Origin of the sequence: Halosimplex rarum (assembly GCF_047715405.1) — an archaeon.
Lineage (GTDB): Archaea > Halobacteriota > Halobacteria > Halobacteriales > Haloarculaceae > Halosimplex > Halosimplex rarum.
Genome location: NZ_CP180412.1, coordinates 4,401,553 through 4,416,904, shown reverse-complemented (window position 1 = coordinate 4,416,904; position 15,352 = coordinate 4,401,553). Strand labels below are relative to the sequence as shown.

General features: G+C 69.5%; 11 protein-coding genes. 4 read left to right on the top strand and 7 right to left on the bottom strand.

Translation table 11 applies throughout. The features are described from left to right. Positions 1 to 50: 50 nt before the first annotated feature. Genes ACMGFH_RS20960 through ACMGFH_RS20930 form a run of 7 tightly spaced genes read right to left on the bottom strand, consistent with a single transcriptional unit; the run spans position 51 to position 8,612 of the window. Entirely contained in the window at positions 51 to 1,325 is a 1,275-nt protein-coding gene (locus tag ACMGFH_RS20960; RefSeq protein WP_415380549.1) for a Zn-dependent hydrolase, read from the bottom strand. Further along, positions 1,316 to 2,728 carry a dihydroorotase gene (locus ACMGFH_RS20955; RefSeq protein WP_415380548.1) on the bottom strand — a complete coding sequence of 471 codons (1,413 nt, stop codon included), beginning with the start codon at positions 2,726 to 2,728 and terminating at the stop codon, positions 1,316 to 1,318. The genes ACMGFH_RS20960 and ACMGFH_RS20955 overlap by 10 nt, the downstream gene beginning before the upstream one ends. Next, positions 2,725 to 3,762 (bottom strand): ABC transporter ATP-binding protein, encoded by a 1,038-nt coding sequence (locus tag ACMGFH_RS20950; protein WP_415380547.1) that lies wholly within the window; start codon positions 3,760 to 3,762, stop codon positions 2,725 to 2,727. Before ACMGFH_RS20950 ends, ACMGFH_RS20955 begins: the two co-directional genes overlap by 4 nt. After that, entirely contained in the window at positions 3,759 to 4,934 is a 1,176-nt protein-coding gene (locus ACMGFH_RS20945) for an ABC transporter ATP-binding protein (RefSeq protein WP_415380546.1), read from the bottom strand. The genes ACMGFH_RS20950 and ACMGFH_RS20945 overlap by 4 nt, the downstream gene beginning before the upstream one ends. Then, positions 4,931 to 5,827: an ABC transporter permease gene (locus ACMGFH_RS20940; RefSeq protein WP_415380545.1), complete on the bottom strand. Its 897-nt coding sequence runs from the start codon at positions 5,825 to 5,827 to the stop codon at positions 4,931 to 4,933. The genes ACMGFH_RS20945 and ACMGFH_RS20940 overlap by 4 nt, the downstream gene beginning before the upstream one ends. Beyond that, entirely contained in the window at positions 5,824 to 6,852 is a 1,029-nt protein-coding gene (locus ACMGFH_RS20935) for an ABC transporter permease (protein ID WP_415380544.1), read from the bottom strand. Before ACMGFH_RS20935 ends, ACMGFH_RS20940 begins: the two co-directional genes overlap by 4 nt. Beyond that, positions 6,849 to 8,612, bottom strand: coding sequence for an ABC transporter substrate-binding protein (locus ACMGFH_RS20930; RefSeq protein ID WP_415380543.1), 1,764 nt, complete (start codon positions 8,610 to 8,612; stop codon positions 6,849 to 6,851). The genes ACMGFH_RS20935 and ACMGFH_RS20930 overlap by 4 nt, the downstream gene beginning before the upstream one ends. 375 nt (positions 8,613 to 8,987) lie before the next feature. Here ACMGFH_RS20930 and ACMGFH_RS20925 point away from each other — a divergent pair, with 375 nt between their 5' ends. The 4 genes from ACMGFH_RS20925 (at position 8,988) to ACMGFH_RS20910 (ending at position 15,176) form a co-directional block, all read left to right on the top strand. After that, the gene (locus ACMGFH_RS20925; protein WP_415380542.1) at positions 8,988 to 11,021 is read left to right on the top strand and encodes a hydantoinase/oxoprolinase family protein; all 2,034 of its coding nucleotides are present in this window, start codon (positions 8,988 to 8,990) and stop codon (positions 11,019 to 11,021) included. Positions 11,022 to 11,024: 3 nt separating this feature from the next. Next, positions 11,025 to 12,857, top strand: coding sequence for a hydantoinase B/oxoprolinase family protein (locus tag ACMGFH_RS20920; protein WP_415380541.1), 1,833 nt, complete (start codon positions 11,025 to 11,027; stop codon positions 12,855 to 12,857). Then, positions 12,850 to 14,142 (top strand): amidohydrolase, encoded by a 1,293-nt coding sequence (locus ACMGFH_RS20915; RefSeq protein ID WP_415380540.1) that lies wholly within the window; start codon positions 12,850 to 12,852, stop codon positions 14,140 to 14,142. The genes ACMGFH_RS20920 and ACMGFH_RS20915 overlap by 8 nt, the downstream gene beginning before the upstream one ends. Positions 14,143 to 14,360: 218 nt before the next feature. Continuing rightward, positions 14,361 to 15,176, top strand: a complete 816-nt coding sequence (locus ACMGFH_RS20910) for an IclR family transcriptional regulator (protein ID WP_415380539.1) — start codon at positions 14,361 to 14,363, stop codon at positions 15,174 to 15,176. Positions 15,177 to 15,352 lie beyond the last annotated feature (176 nt).

Genomic DNA, 15,352 nt, shown 5'->3' with positions numbered 1-15,352 from the left:
CGTGATGTAGTTCGTTGGACCCCGCTCGTTGCCGACCGCGGACAACGGAGTCACGCGCCGGTCGCTCCGGCGAGGTCGGCGAGCGCCGTCGCGAGCACTCGCGTCGCGAGCGTGCAGTCGCGCCAGTCGGTGTGTTCCAGCGGGCTGTGGGAGTGACCGCCCCGCGAGCGGGCGAACAGCAGGCCCGCGTCGGTCGCGTCGGCGACCTCCATCGTGTCGTGACCGGCGCCGGAGTGCAGCGACGGCGCCGCCACGTCGAGCCGGTGGGTGGCGTCGCGCAGCGCGCCGTGGACCCGGTCCGCCATGGGCCGCGGCGGGATATCGTAGGGCCGCTCGCACTCGACTGCGACGCCGCGGTCCTCCCGCAGGTCCGTGAGGGTCGCTTCGAGGGTGTCGGCGAGTCGCTCGATCGACGCCGGGTCGACGTCCCGGATGTCGACCGACAGCTCCGCGTGGCCGGGGACGACGTTGGTCGCGCCCGGTTCGACCGACAGCGAGCCGACGGTCGCGACGGCCGACTCGCTGTCGGTGGCCGCGATCTCCGTCGCGGCCGATTCGAGCGCGAGGACGAGTTCGCTGGCCGCCGCGAGCGCGTCCGTCCGGTCGGCCATCGCCGTGGTCCCGGCGTGGTCGGCCTCGCCCTCGATGGTGACCCGACACCGGGTGGTCCCGGTGATCGAGTCGACCACGCCGACCGGGCAGTCGGCGCGTTCGAGCGTCCCGCTCTGCTCGACGTGGAGTTCGAGCCAGGCGTCCCACTCGCTCGCGTCGAAGCGTCCGTCGCCGCGGAAGCCGATGTCGTCGAGGGCGGCTTCGAGCGTGACCTCCCCGTCGGAGAGCGCGAGCGCGTCGTCCACCGACCGGTTGCCGGCGGCGACCGACGACCCGAGGACGCCATCCGCGAAGCGGGTCCCCTCCTCGCCCGTGAACGACACCACCTCGACCGGCCGGTCGACGGCGAGGTCGCTCGCCGCGATGGCGCGCACGCTCTCCAGGGCGGCGTAGACGCCCAGCGGTCCGTCGAAGATGCCGCCCTCTGGGACCGAATCCAGGTGACTGCCCGCGGCGACCGGCGCCGCGTCGGGGTCGCAACTCGGGGGCGTCCACCGGCCGGCGATGTTACCGACCGCGTCGACGCGCACTTCGAGGCCGGCCGCGACCATCCGGTCGACGAGGTACGAGCGCGCCCGAGCGTTGGCCGGCGTCCCCGGGAGCACGGTCCGCCCGATGCCGTCTTCGCAGTCGATCGCGCCGAACTGCGCCGTGCGTTCGAGGTCCGACCGGAGCGCGTCCCCGTCGACGGGGATATCCGCCGTCACACGCATCCTCCTCGCGGCCCCCAGTCGGGAACCTCGCGATGGAGGTACGCACCGTGCCCGGGCTCGCCGACGATCTCGCCGTCCGCCGCGACGCGCTCGCCGCGGACCCAGGTCTCCGCCACCTGGCCCGTGACCTCGCGGCCGTCGTACACCGAGTAGTCGGCGCGCGATGCGTTGTCGGCGGCGTCGATCCGGTGGGTCGCCACCGGATCGAAGACGACGAAGTCGGCGTCGGCGCCGACTTCGAGCCGTCCCTTCCGGGGCAGTCCGAACGTCTCGGCGGGGTTGCGACACATCAGCCGGACGAGCGCCGACAGCGACCAGCCCCGCTCGACGACCGCCTCGTCGTGCATCACCGGGAGACTCGTCTGGAGGCTGTTGACGCCGAACGGACAATCCCACCAGTGCTCGACGGCCTTCTCGGCAGCCGTCGAGGCGACGTGGTCCGTCCCGAGGGTGCTCAGCGTGCCGTCTGCGAGGAATTCGAACAGCGCGTCGGCGTCGTCCGCCGAGCGCAGCGGCGGCGACTGCAGCGCCCGCGCGCCCTGCTCGGCGTAGGCCTCGTCGGTCAGCGTCAGGTAGTGCGGGCACGTCTCGCCGCGGATCAGGCTGCCGTCGTCCCGAGCGTCGTCGAGTTCGGCGGCCGCCGCCGCCGAGGACGTGTGGACGCCGTAGTACTTGCAGCCGGTCTCGCGGGCGACGGTGACGGCGTCGGACAGCGCCATCGCCTCGGCGTAGTCCGGGCGCGCCGCCGGATACGCCGTCGGCTCGCCGGTCCCGGCCGCCCGCTGGCGCTCGGTGAGCGCCTCGCAGACCGACGCGTCCTCGGTGTGGACGAGCGCGACGAGATCCTCCTCGGCGAGTCGCTCGAAGGCAAGCCGGAGGAACCCGTTCGAGAGCCCGATGTCGTAGGCGGTGAAGAACTTCACCGACGTGACGCCCAGGTCGGCCAGCTCGGCGAACTCGTCGAACACCGAGCGGTCGTCGGCCGTCACGGTGGCGTGCAGGCCGTAGTCGACGAGGGCGTCGCTCGCCTTCGCCCGCTGGCGTGCGACGGCGTCCCGCAGCGCGCCCGTGTCGGCCCAGACGGAGCCCGCAGCGTGTTTCTCACGCTCGCCCGTCCACGTCTGCCACGCGAAGTTGATCACCGACGTGACGCCGCCAAGCGCCGCGGCCGCGGTCCCCGTCTCGTACGTGTCGATCGAATTGAACCCGTCGACGTGGACGTGCGGGTCCACGACGCCCGGCATGACGACCTTCCCGTCGACGTCGACGGTCCGATCGGCCGACGGGAGGTCCCGCTCGCAGCCGATCACCGCGATGCGGCCGTCGTCGACCGCCAGGCCAGCCTCGGCCGTGCCGTCGGCGGTCGCGAGCGTCCCTCCGACGACGGCGAGGTCGACCGTCATCGGTCGGTCCCCCCGTCAGAAGCGAGCCGCCGTGGCTCGCTCGGGAGCGCCGAGAAGCCGCTCGTCTCGTCCTCGTAGGCCAGACACCGCACGGACGCCCCGTCCACCTCGCGCGGCTCGGGATGTCGCTGTGCGCACTCCTCGGTGGCGTGCGGACAGCGCGGGTGGAACCGACACCCGCTCGGCACGTCCCGTGGGCTCGGAATCTCGCCCTCCAGTGGCCCCTCCCGGGGCTTGTAGGCTTCCTCGGATGCGTCGGTCACGGGGATCGCCGAGAGGAGCGCCCGCGTGTAGGGGTGGCCGGGCCGCTCGAAGATCCGGTCGGTCGGTCCCCGTTCCTGGATCTCGCCGAGGTACATCACGGCCGTCTCGTCGGCGAAGTTCCGGACCAGCGAGAGGTCGTGCGTGATGAACAGGTAGGTCAACCCGAGTTCGTCCTGCAGGTCTTCGAGTAGCCCGATGATCTTCGCCTGCACCGAGACGTCGAGCGCGCTGGTCGGCTCGTCGAGCAGGAGCAGGGTCGGCTCGACCGCGATGGCGCGGGCGATGTTCACCCGCTGTTTCTGCCCGCCAGAAAGCTCGTGGGGGTACTTGGTGAGGTACTCGTCGTTCAGCCCGACGCGGTCGAGCAACTCGCTCACGCGACGGCCGCGCTCGGCCTTCGGCACGTCGGTCGCCTTGAGCGGCACCGAGAGCGACTTGCGGATCGTGCGTCGCGGGTTCAGACAGGAGGTCGGGTCCTGAAACACCATCTGGACCTCCGAGCGGAGCCGGCGCAACTGCTTGCGGGTCTGGGGCGTCACGTCCTCGCCCTCGAAGCGGATCCGTCCGTCGGTCGGCTCGTGGATCCCGATGACGGTCTTGGCGATCGTCGACTTGCCGCTGCCGGACTCGCCGATGAGCCCGAGCGTCTCGCCGCGGTCGATCTCGAAGGAGACGCCGTCGACCGCCCGCACCGGCGGATCGTCGCCGAACCAGCCACCGCCGCCGAAGTGCTTCTCCAGGTCGTCGACGTCGAGCACCGGAGCGGTCATCGCTCGTCCCCCTCGCGGACCGTCTCGCCGTCCCCGTCGCGGACCGTCCCGCCGTCCGCCTCGGCCGTCGCACCGGGCGCGTCGGCCGCCGCGTTCAGCCGTCGTTTCGTCTCCGCCAGCGTCGGCTCCGGCCCGGGGTCGCCCGACGCGAACCGGACGCACTCGACGCCGCGAGCGTCGCCGGACGGCTCGAACGCCGGCCGCTCGGCCCGGCAGGCGTCGTCGGCGTAGGGACAGCGGGGGTGGAACCGACAGCCCTCGGGCGGGTCGGTGTACTCGGGGACCGACCCGTCGATCCCGTCGGCCATCGTCCCGCCCGAGAGCTGCGGGATCGACGCGATGAGCCCCTGCGTGTAGGGGTGTTTCGGGTCGTCGAAGATCTCGTCGGTCGACCCCGTCTCGACGATGCGCCCGCCGTACATGATGTACACCCGGTCGCTTAGCTGCCGAGCGACGCCGAGGTTGTGCGTGATCATCAGGATGCTCATGTCCCGGTCCTCGATGAGTTCCGAGAGCAGCGTGAGGATCTGGTCGTGGACGGTCACGTCCAGCGCCGTCCCCGGCTCGTCGGCGATGAGCAGGTCCGGCTCGTTGAGCAGCGCCTGGGCGACGAGCGCCCGCTGGCACATGCCGCCCGACAGCTCCGTCGGGTAGCTGTCCATGACGGATTCGGGGTCGGGCATCTGCACCTCCCGGAGCATGTCGAGGACGCGCTCTCTGGCCTGGGCTCGGTCCGAACGGGAGTAGCGTCGCCGCAGGTACTCGACGATGCCGGCCGAACCCTCGCCGCCGAACTGCAGGGTGTCGACGAGCTGCTCGCCGACGGTGAACACCGGGTTCAGGCTCGACATCGGGTCCTGGAAAACCATGCCCATCCGGTCGCCGTTGAGCGCGCGGCGCTCGTCGGCCGAGAGCGTCGACAGGTCCGTCCCCTCGAAGGCGACGGTCCCCGAGACGTTCGCGGGCGGCTCGTCGAGCAGGCCGGTGACCGCCTTCGTCGTGACCGACTTGCCGCAACCGGTCTCGCCGACGACGGTGACGACCTCGCCGCGGCCGACGGAGAGGTCGACGCCGTCGACCACGTCGGCGTAGCCGTCGAACCCCTCGAAGCCGACCGACAGGTCCGACACCGAGAGGATCGGGTCGTCCGGTACCGGCTCGGTCGGGTTCACTGTTCCACCTCCACGTCGAACAGATCGCGCAGCCCGTCGCCGAGCATGTTGAACCCGAGCACGAGGACGAAGATGGCCAGGCCGGGGAAGATGCTGATCCACCACTCGCCGGGCAGGAACTCCGTCCCGCCGGCGACCATCGTCCCGAGGCCGGGCCGGGGCGGCTGGACCCCGAGGCCGATGAACGAGAGCGAGGCGCCGGTGAGGATCACGATGCCGGCGTCCAGGGTGACTTTCACCAGAATCGGCGAGAGACAGTTCGGGAGGATCTCCCGGAACATGACGTGGATCGGGCCGGCGCCGGCGAGCTTCGCCGCCTGGACGTACGGCTCGTCGCGCAGGCTCGCGGCGAGTCCGCGGGTGAGCCGCGCGTACCAGGTCCACCACAGCGACGCGATGGCGAACATGGCGATCTCCAGCGTCGGCTCGAACGCCGAAGCGATGGCCAGCGCCAGCACCAGCGGCGGGAGCGCGAGGAACGTGTCCGTGACGCGCATGATCGCCGCGTCGACCAGGCCGCCGACGTAGCCGGCGACGAGGCCGAGCGTCACGCCGACCGGGACGCCGATCCCGAGGATGACGACCGCGAGCTTCAGCGAGAGCCGGTAGCCGAACAGGACTCGCGTGAGCACGTCGCGGCCGCTGCTGTCCGTGCCGAACGGGTGGGCGAGACTCGGCGGCTGGTAGGCGTTCGCGAAGTCGGTGTAGATGGCGGCGTGCTGGGGGTACGGTGCGACCCACGGCGCGAACACGGCCAGGAAGACGACCGTCGCGACGATGGCGAGGCCGAGCAGGCTCATCGGCTGGGCCGCGAACCGCCTGTACGAGCGATACCACAGCTCGCGCCGCGAGGGCGACACGATCCGGTCGAGCGTGCCGGTCTCGGTGCTCACGTCGCATCACCCGCCAGGTCCATCCGCGGGTCGATCCGGTTCAACAGGAGATCGACCGCGAGGTTCGTCAGCACGAACGCGAGGCCGATGGTCATCGTGACGCCGACGATGGCGTTGACGTCGCTCGTCAGTACCGACTGGACGCCGTACTTGGCCAGCCCGGGCCAGGAGTAGACGATCTCGATGATGAACGCGCCGCCGAGCAGCCACGCGTACAGCAGCCCGAGGATCGTCAGCGTCGGGATGAACGCGTTTTTCAGCGTGTACTTGTAGGAGACGAGCCACCGCGGGAGCCCGTAGCCGTCGGTCGCCTCGATGAACTCCTTGCCCTCGACGTCGATCATGCTCGACCGCGTGATCCGGATCACCTGGCCCATTCCGCCGAACGACAGCGCCAGTGCCGGCAACAGCAGGTGCGCCCAGGCGTTGAGGTGCGCGGCGAACGCGCCCGACAGCAGCGTGTCCACGAGGAGAAAGCCGGTCTCCCGCGTCACCTCGGCGGCGTGCTCGCGTGAGATGCGGCCCGTGATCGGGAACAGCTGGAGGTAGTAGCCGAACACCAGCTGGAGGGCGATCCCGATGAAGAAGCTCGGGACGCTCACCGTCGAGAACGCGAACACGCGGGTGGCGTCGTCGAGCCGCCCGCCGCGGTTGCGCGCCGCGAGGACGCCCAGCGGGATCCCGATCGCGACCATGAACACGGTCGCCAGGGAGATCAGCTCCAGCGTCGCCGGGAGCTTGGTCGCGATGTCCTGCACGACGGGGTTTTTCGTCTGGAGGCTCCGGCCCAGGTCGCCCGCGAGCAGGCCGACCATGTAGTCGCCGTACTGGAGCGCGAGCGGCTGGTCGAGGCCCATCTCCGCCGCCAGCCGGTCGACCTGCTCCTCGCTGGCCATCGCACCTAGCGCCATCCGCGCCGGGTTCCCCGGGAGCACCCGGGAGATGACGAACACGAGGACGGAGAGCCCGAGGAGACTGACCGCCATCCCCGAGAACCGCCAGAGCACGACCTTGATCCGCTTCATCCGGTGTGGTGGAGGTCGCGGAAGGTGTACTCGAACCCCTGTGCCGGCCGGAGGGTCAGCCCCTCGACGTCGTTCTGGAACCCGATCTTCTTCACCGTGTGGTAGATGTGCATGTCGCAGTACAGCTCCGCGAGCACCGACTGCAGCTCGCGGTAGATCTCCGCCCGGGCGTCGGGGTCAGGCGTCGCCCGCGCCTCCTCGATCAGCGAGTCGACCTCGTCGTTCTCGAGGTGCTCCATGCTCATCCACGTGCTCGCGGCTTCCGAGTGGAACTGATTGTAGAACATCGAGTCCGCCGACGGGTACGTCGGCACGTAGAACACCTGGTTGGTGTGGGGCGTGTCCTCCGGCGAGGTGGCGAGTTCGGTGATCGTCCCCCAGGTCTGGGGGTTGAGCTCCACGTCGATGCCGATCTCGGCCATGTTCTCCTGGAAGAGGAGCGCGATGCGCTCCTGGAAGCCGTAGGAGGACGTGAACGTGTTCTGGACGGTGATCTCGCCCTCGGAGTAGCCGGCGTCTTCGAGCACCTGTTTGGCTCGCTCGGGATCGTAGGAGGGCTGCATCACGTCCTCGTTGTGCGAACCCCAGGTCGGCGGGAGCGGTCCCTGAGCGCGCTGCATGTCCGGCATGATCTCGGAGACGACCTGCTCGTAGTCGAAGCCCCAGGCCATCGCCTCCCGGACGGCCGGGTCGTCGGTCGGCGGTTTCTGGGTGTTGATCTTGAAGTACAGCAGCCCGAACGTCGGGATCTTCTCGACCCGGGCGTGATCCATCTCGTCGATCGCGCTGTAGGTCCGCTCGTTCTGGTACTGCCCGGTCATATCCAGCTCCTCCGAGTTCATCAGCGAACGGACCGTCGAGTTCTCCGTGATGATCCGGACGTCGACCGTGTCGAACGAGCCCTCTGGGAACTCCTTGAAGTAGTCGTCGAACTTCGAGAAGACGATACCCGACCCGCGGGAAAACTCATCGAGCGCGTAGGCCCCGGACCCGGCGTCGTTGTCGTTGATGTACTCCTGACCGTAGTCGCCGCGGTCCCCGTACTCGCCGTCGGCGAGGTTGTCCATCACCAGCTGCTTGTCCATGATGAACACCAGCACCATGATCGGGACGAACGGGGAGTACGGCTTGTCGAGTTCGAAGGAGATCGTCCGCTCGTCCTCGACGGTGATGTTCTCCTTGTCGAGGACGCCCGTCAACAGCGAGGCGTACCCCTGGCCGATGTCCATGAACCGCTCGACGGTGAACTTGACGTCCTCGGCGGTCAGCGCGTTGCCGCTGTGGAACGTGACCCCCTCCCGCAGCGTGAAGGTGTAGGTCGTGTTGTCCTCGGAGACCGACCAGTCGCTCGCGAGGTTGGGCTGGATCGTCCCCTCGCTGTCCGGGAACACCAGCGGGTCGTAGAGGTTGACCAGCGCCATCGCCTGGACGTAGTCGGTCCCCTTCGCCGGGTCGACCGTCCCGAGTCGCTGACCGATGTTCGCGGTGAGCGTCGACCCAGCCCCGCTGGTCCGGGTCGACGTGTCGTCGCTCTGTGCGTCGGTCGAGCCGCCGTATCCACCGTCGCCGCCGTCGCTCCCGTCTCCGCCGTCACCGCCGCTCCCTCCGTCGCCGCCATCGCCGCCGCTGTCGCCACCGCACCCGGCGACCCCGGCGGCGCCGACCGCCCCGAGCGAGGCGAGGAACCGCCGCCGCGACCGGTCAGTCAGCAGGTCCTGAACCTCGATCGACCCGTCCGCCGGCGACCGCTCGTCACTCATCGGCGGTCACCTCGTCGCCGTCGACGAGCCCGCTCCTCGCCGCCGACCGGGCCGGCGAGCCCCACGCGCTCGCACGCACGCCATTATTTTGAAGTCGTCCAACATTAATCTGCATTTGGTTTAGTTCTTCAACCATCTTTCGGCTACTGAGTGATATCTGAGACCTATATTAAAGATTTCCGGTGGAATGATCGAATCGTTACGGGAGTGTACCCCATTCTCATATAGGTCCTAAAGGGATCAGCCGGGCGGCGGAGCGAGCCGACGCACGCGGGCGTCGATAAGGGCGCCGGAGACCGACGGGAGATACAGTATTAACGGATATTATCCCATATTCGGGAAACGATAAGTGGGGGTTCGCGAAAGAGCGTCGGGATGACTGGAACGACCGTGGCGATCGATATCGGCGGCACGTTCGTCGATGCGATCGTCTTCGACCGCCGGGACCGAACGGTGACCGTGGAGAAGGCGCCGACGACGCCCGACGACCCGAGTCGGGGCGTCCTCGATGCCCTCAACCGAACCGAGGCGGACATCGACCGGATCGAGACCGTCGTCCACGGGACGACGCTGGGACTGAACGCCGTCCTCGAACGTGACGGCGCCCGGACGGGCATCGTCACGACCGAGGGGTTCCGAGACGTGTTCGAGATCGGGCGAGCGCGGGTTCGCGACGAGGAGATGTTCGACACGTTCGGCTACGAGCGACCGGACCCGCTGGTGCCGCGCCGCCGTCGCCTGGGCGTCCCCGGGCGGATCGACGCCGAGGGGAACGTGGTCGAGCCGCTGGACGAGGCGGCGGTCGCCGCCGCCGGGCGAACGCTCGTCGACGAGCACGGCGTCGACGCCATCGCCGTCTGCTTCCTGCACGCCTATCGCGACCCGTCTCACGAGGTCCGCGCCGGCGAGGTACTCCGCGAGACCGTTCCGGATACGACCGTCTCGCTCTCCTCGTCGATCACCCGGGAGTACCGCGAGTACGAACGGCTGAGTACGACGGTCGTCGACGCGTACATCAAGCCGCCGTTCGGGTCGTACGTCGAACGCCTGTCGGCGGCGCTGGCCGCCGACGGCTTCGACGGCTCGTTCGTCATCGCGAAGTCTGGCGGCGGCGCGGTCACGGCCGGCGACGCCGCCGACGCCCCGGTCGACACGATCCTCTCGGGCCCCGCCGGCGGCGTCATCGGCGCCCAGCGCGTCGCCGAACAGACCGGTCGCGCGAATCTCGTCACCGCCGACATGGGCGGCACGAGTCTCGACGCCTCCGTCATCGAGGAGGGCACACCTATCGTCGACCACGAGTCGACCGTCGATCGGATCGCGCTCAAGATACCCGTCTACGACATCAGGACCATCGGTGCGGGCGGCGGCAGCGTGGCGTGGGTCGACGGCGGCCTGCTCAAGGTCGGCCCGAAGTCCGCCGGCGCCGACCCCGGCCCGATCTGTTACGGCAACGGCGGGACCCGACCCACCGTGACCGACGCTGCCGCGGTGCTCGGGTACCTGCGTCCGGACGCGTCCCTCGGGGAGTCGCTGTCGCTCGACGTCGCCGCCGCCGCCGCGGGCATCGAGCGAGCGCTCGCGACGCCGCTCGACCTCGACACCCCCGCGGCGAGCGCCGGCGTCTTCGAGGTGCTACTCGCCGACGCCGCGACCGCCCTCCGCGAGATAACCGTCGAACGCGGTCACGACCCCCGATCGTTCGGCCTCCTCGCGTTCGGGGGCGCCGGGCCGATGTTCGTCCCGCTTCTCGGACGCGAACTGGACGTCGATGCCGTGGTCGTCCCGCGAGACCCCGCCGTCTTCTCTGCCCGGGGGATGCTCGGCTCGGACATCGTCGCCGACGACGCGCGGACGTTCGTCCACTCGCTCGGCGACCTCGACGCGGCGGCCGTCGACGACGCGTTCGCCGAGATGGAGGCGACGGCCACGACCGAGATGGCCGCCGACGGGTTCGGCCCCGACGACATCGAGACCAAACGGCGCGTCGACATGCGCTATCGCGGCCAGGAACACACGCTCTCGGTCCCGGTCGACGAGGTCTCCTCGACCGCCGCGCTCCGCGAGCGCTTCGCGGACCGCCACGCCGACAGGTACGGCCACAGGATGGACGACCCCGTCGAGACAGTCCACCTCCGACTGCGAACCGTCGGCGTGACCGACAAGCCCTCGCTCGGCGTCTCCGACGGCGATCCGGACGGCGACTCGCGAGTCGGGACCCGCGAGGCGTACTGCTTCGCGAGCGACGAGATGCGTCCGTTCGAAATACACGAACGCGACCGGCTGGCCCCCGGGGCCACCGTCGACGGGCCGGCGATCGTGTCCGAACCGACGACTACGACCGTCGTCCACGGGGACCAGGTCGCGACCGCCGACGAGTTCGGTCACCTCGTGATCACGGAGGCCTGACCGATGGGGACCGACGCAGACGCGGTCGACGGCGTGACCGTCGAAGTCGTGCGGAACTACCTCTCGTCGGCCGCCAGCGAGATGCAGCGCACGCTCGTGCGGACGGCGTACAACTCGCTCATCTACGACGTCCTCGACTTCGGGCTGTCTATCTACGACGATTCGTTCAACCTCCTCGCTGACTCGCCGGGCGTCTCGGTGTTCCTCGGCGCCAACGACTACGCCATCCGCGAGGGGGTCGAACGGGTCGGTGCCGGCAACATCGACCCCGGCGACGTCGTGATGCTGAACTACCCCTACTGGAGTTCGGCGCACACCTTCGACGTCTGCCTGTTCACCCCCGTCGAGTACGACGGCGAGCGCGTCGGCTACGCGGTCACCCGCGCGCACTGGCTCGACATCGGCTCGAAACGGCCGGCGTACATGATCGACACCGAGGACATCTACCAGGAGGGCATCGTCTTCCCGGCCACGAAGGTGTACAAGCGCGGCGAACCCGACGAGGAGATCCTCGACCTCGTCCGGTACAACGTCCGTCACGAGGACAAGGTGATCGGCGACCTGAAGGCGCAGGTCGCTGCGCTTCGCACCGGCCGCGAGCGGCTCCGTGCGCTCTACGACAGGTACGGCGCCGCGACGGTCCGGGAGTGTTCGCGGTCGATATTCGAACACGGCGAGCGGATCGCCAGGGAGGCCGTCGCCGAGTTGCCCGACGGCTCCTGGAGCGCGGTCGCCCGCGCCGACGGCGCGCGGCTGACCGACGAGCGCCTGCGACTGGCGGTGACCGTGCGCATCGACGGCGACGAACTGGTCGTCGACTTCTCGGACTCCGCGGACCAGGTCGACGGCCCGCTGAACGTGCCCCGGGGGATGACCGAGAGCATCTCGAAACTGACGTTCAAGGCGCTGACCACACCGCGCCGCGACTCGACCGACGGCCAGTTCGCGCCGCTCTCCGTTCGCACGCGTGCGGGAAGCATATACGAGCCGACCCCACCCGCCGCCACGGGGACGCTCTGGCCGGCGACGCTCGGGATCGACCTGACGTTCAAGGCGCTCGCGAAGGGCCTCCCCGAGCGGGTCATCGCGGCGACCGGCGGCGACCTGTGTAACGTGTTCGTCTACGGGACCAACCCGCGGACCGGCGACTCGTTCGTCGAAGCCAGCAACGAGGCCGTCGGCTGGGGCGCCGCGGTCGAACGAGACGGCAACACCGCGCTGTTGCACCCGAACCAGCCCAACACGCAGAACACGCCCGTGGAAGTGCTGGAGTCGAAGACCGGGACCCTCAGGGTCGAGCGCTACGGGATCAGACGGGACTCGGGCGGGGCCGGACGATACCGGGGCGGGCTCGGCCTGCGGCGCGACATCGAGTTCACGGAGCCCGTCGGCGCCCTCACCACGATGCAGAAGACGAAGACCGAAAACTGGGGCATCGGCGGCGGCGAGCCCGGCGCGAAGAACGTGGTCGTCGTTTACGGCGACCCCGAGCGAGGCGACCTGGACGACCGGATCGACCTGCTCGTCGACAACGACGACCTCGCCGACACCTACCTCGACACCGTCCCGGACTGGAAACCGGACGCCGAGCGCCACTGGACCGCGCTCCACCGCGGGGAGTACGAGCCCGGCGACGCGATCTCGGTCCGCTCCGGAGGCGGTGGCGGATACGGCGACCCCCTCGACCGCCCGCCCGAAGCCGTCCGCGAAGACGTGCGTGACGGGTACCTTTCGCGCGCGGCCGCGCGCGAGACCTACGGTGTCGTCGTCACGCCCGGGGGCGACCTCGACCGGCAGGCCACCCTGGATCGCCGGGAGGCGATGCGCAATGGCTGACCTCACCGACGAGGACCTGATCGCCGTCCGGCGCGACGTTCACCGGCGCGCGGAACCGGCCTGGCGCGAGTTCCACACGACCAGTCGCATCGTCGACGCCGTCGAACGCATCGGCGTCGACCGACTCGCCGTCGGCCCCGAAGCCTATCCCGCGTCGGAGTGCCGTGGTGTTCCGAGCGAGGACGAGCTGGCCACCTGGCGCGAGCGCGCCGCTTCCGCGGGCGCGCGTGCGGACGTGCTCGATTTGACCGCGGGCGGCGAGACCGGTGCCGTCGCCGTCCTCGAACGCGGTGACGGCCCCGTCGTCGGGTACCGCGCTGACATCGACGCGCTGTTTCAGGCCGAGTCCACGGCCCCGAACCACGAGCCCGCCGCCGAGGGGTTCGCGTCTGCCCACCCGGACGTGATGCACGCCTGCGGCCACGACGCCCACGTCGCCGTCGCCCTCGGCGTCCTCGCAGCCGTGAAAGCGAGCGAGTTCTCGGGCACGCTGAAAGTGTTCTTCCAGCCGGCCGAGGAACCGGGCCATGGCGCGCGCGCGATGGCCGCCTCTCGACACCTCGACGACGTCGACCACCTCCTCGGCATCCACGTGGGGCTGGACCACCCGCACGGGACGGTCGTCGCCGGCGCGACCGAGATCCTCGCCAAAGCCAGGTTCGAGGCGACGTTCAGCGGACGGCCTGCCCACGCCGGGAAGGCACCGAACGAGGGTCGCGACGCCGTCCAGGCGCTCGCCGCGGCGGTCCGGAGCCTTTCGGCGATCCCGCGTCACGCCGACGGCATGACCCGGATCAACGTCGGGACCGTCGCGGGCGGGACCGAACACAACGTCGTCCCCGCCGAGGCCCACCTGGAGGGGGAGGTCCGCGGCGAGACCACCGACCTCGTCGAGTGGATGCGGTCGCAAGTGCGTGACCGCCTCGAAGCCGCCGCCGCGATGCACGGCTGTGACGTCCGGTACGAGACGGTCACCGACGCCCCGCGGGCCGACAGCGACCCCGAACTCGCGGAGACTGTGTACGCGGCCGCCCGAGCGACCGACGGCGTCGATACCCCGCGGGAACGCGGGGCGTTCGGCGCGAGCGACGACTACTCCCACCTCATGCGGGCGGTCCAGACCGCCGGCGGAACCGCGACCTACGCCATCGTCGGCACCGACCACCCGACTGGCCACCACACCGCGACATTCGACGTCGACGAGGAGACGATCCCGCTGGCCGTCGACCTCGTCTGCGATGCGATCGGCCGGCTGGACCAGAGCGGACGCGCCGACGAACGATAACCGAACCACGGGCCGACCGTTCTCGTTTCCCGAACGGCCCATCGTGTTCGCGGACCAGACGGTCGTCACCGCTGTTTCGAAACTCCCCGATTCTGCGCCCGATCCCGAAACACAATGGCGTCGGACCCCCAATATATTCAACTCTGTGCATATTTATGCCCAGGATGTCAATTGCGGCGTTGCGAACACTGAAGACACACGAGCGACTACGCGGTCCCATGACCGGGGACTCCGAGGGCGGTTCTCCACGGACGCTGTCGACCGTCTCGACCGCGATGGAGGTGGTGAAGGCGATCGAGGCCTCGGACGGCACGGGAGTCACTGAGCTGGCCGACCGACTCGACATCTCGAAGAGTTCGGCCCACGCCTACCTCGCGACGCTCGAACAGTCGGGCTTTCTCGTCGGCCGAGACGGCCGATACGAGCTCTCGCTCATGTTCTTCGTGCTCGGCGAGTACGTCCGAAACCGGAGCGTCCTGGACGAGATGATCATCCGGGAACTCGACGACCTGGCCGCCGAGACGGAGCACTACACCCACTTCGTGACCGAGGAGAACGGCCGCGGTATCAACCTGTACAAGGGGAAAGGCGAGGCGGCCGTCGGCGACGACTACCAGCGAGCGAAACGACAGCACCGTGACTTCCTTCACATCACCGCTTCGGGGAAAGCGATCCTCGCGTTCCTCCCGCAGACCCGCGTCGAAGCGATAGTCGATCGCCACGGGCTCCCCCGGCGGACTGCGAACACGATCACCGACCGCGAGGAACTGTTCGACCACCTCGCGACCGTCCGCGAACGGGGGTACGCCGTCAACGACGAAGAAGAGATCGAAGGCCTCCGCGCGGTCGGCGCGCCGATCAGAGATCGCGACGGCGGCGTCCTCGGCTCGATCAGTATTTCCGGCCCCACGAGCCTGATCGACGGGGACACGTTCTCCGAAGCCCTCCCCGACCGCGTCATGGAGACCGCAAACATCATCGAAGTGAATCGGAATATGTCGGACCGGAGCACCGACATCGAGACGCTACTCTGAGCCCGTACGGACTCGTCCGTGCGCAATTGGACGGACTCCGGGGCCCCAGTCATCGGAGCGACCCAACGACGACGTCGAGTCGAGATGAGAACGCCGCCGCGAACGACGCACCCCGAACCGATATCCGAGCGTGGATCTAACGCTCGTCGCACGCGACCGGTCGACCAGTGAGTCGC

Coding starts and splice junctions, on each gene's coding strand:
- ACMGFH_RS20960 (WP_415380549.1), bottom strand. CDS start 1,325: ATGCGTGTGACGGCGGATATCCCCGTCGACGGGGACGCGCTCCGGTCG.
- ACMGFH_RS20955 (WP_415380548.1), bottom strand. CDS start 2,728: ATGACGGTCGACCTCGCCGTCGTCGGAGGGACGCTCGCGACCGCCGAC.
- ACMGFH_RS20950 (WP_415380547.1), bottom strand. CDS start 3,762: ATGACCGCTCCGGTGCTCGACGTCGACGACCTGGAGAAGCACTTCGGC.
- ACMGFH_RS20935 (WP_415380544.1), bottom strand. CDS start 6,852: ATGAAGCGGATCAAGGTCGTGCTCTGGCGGTTCTCGGGGATGGCGGTC.
- ACMGFH_RS20930 (WP_415380543.1), bottom strand. CDS start 8,612: ATGAGTGACGAGCGGTCGCCGGCGGACGGGTCGATCGAGGTTCAGGAC.
- ACMGFH_RS20925 (WP_415380542.1), top strand. CDS start 8,988: ATGACTGGAACGACCGTGGCGATCGATATCGGCGGCACGTTCGTCGAT.
- ACMGFH_RS20920 (WP_415380541.1), top strand. CDS start 11,025: ATGGGGACCGACGCAGACGCGGTCGACGGCGTGACCGTCGAAGTCGTG.
- ACMGFH_RS20915 (WP_415380540.1), top strand. CDS start 12,850: ATGGCTGACCTCACCGACGAGGACCTGATCGCCGTCCGGCGCGACGTT.
- ACMGFH_RS20910 (WP_415380539.1), top strand. CDS start 14,361: ATGACCGGGGACTCCGAGGGCGGTTCTCCACGGACGCTGTCGACCGTC.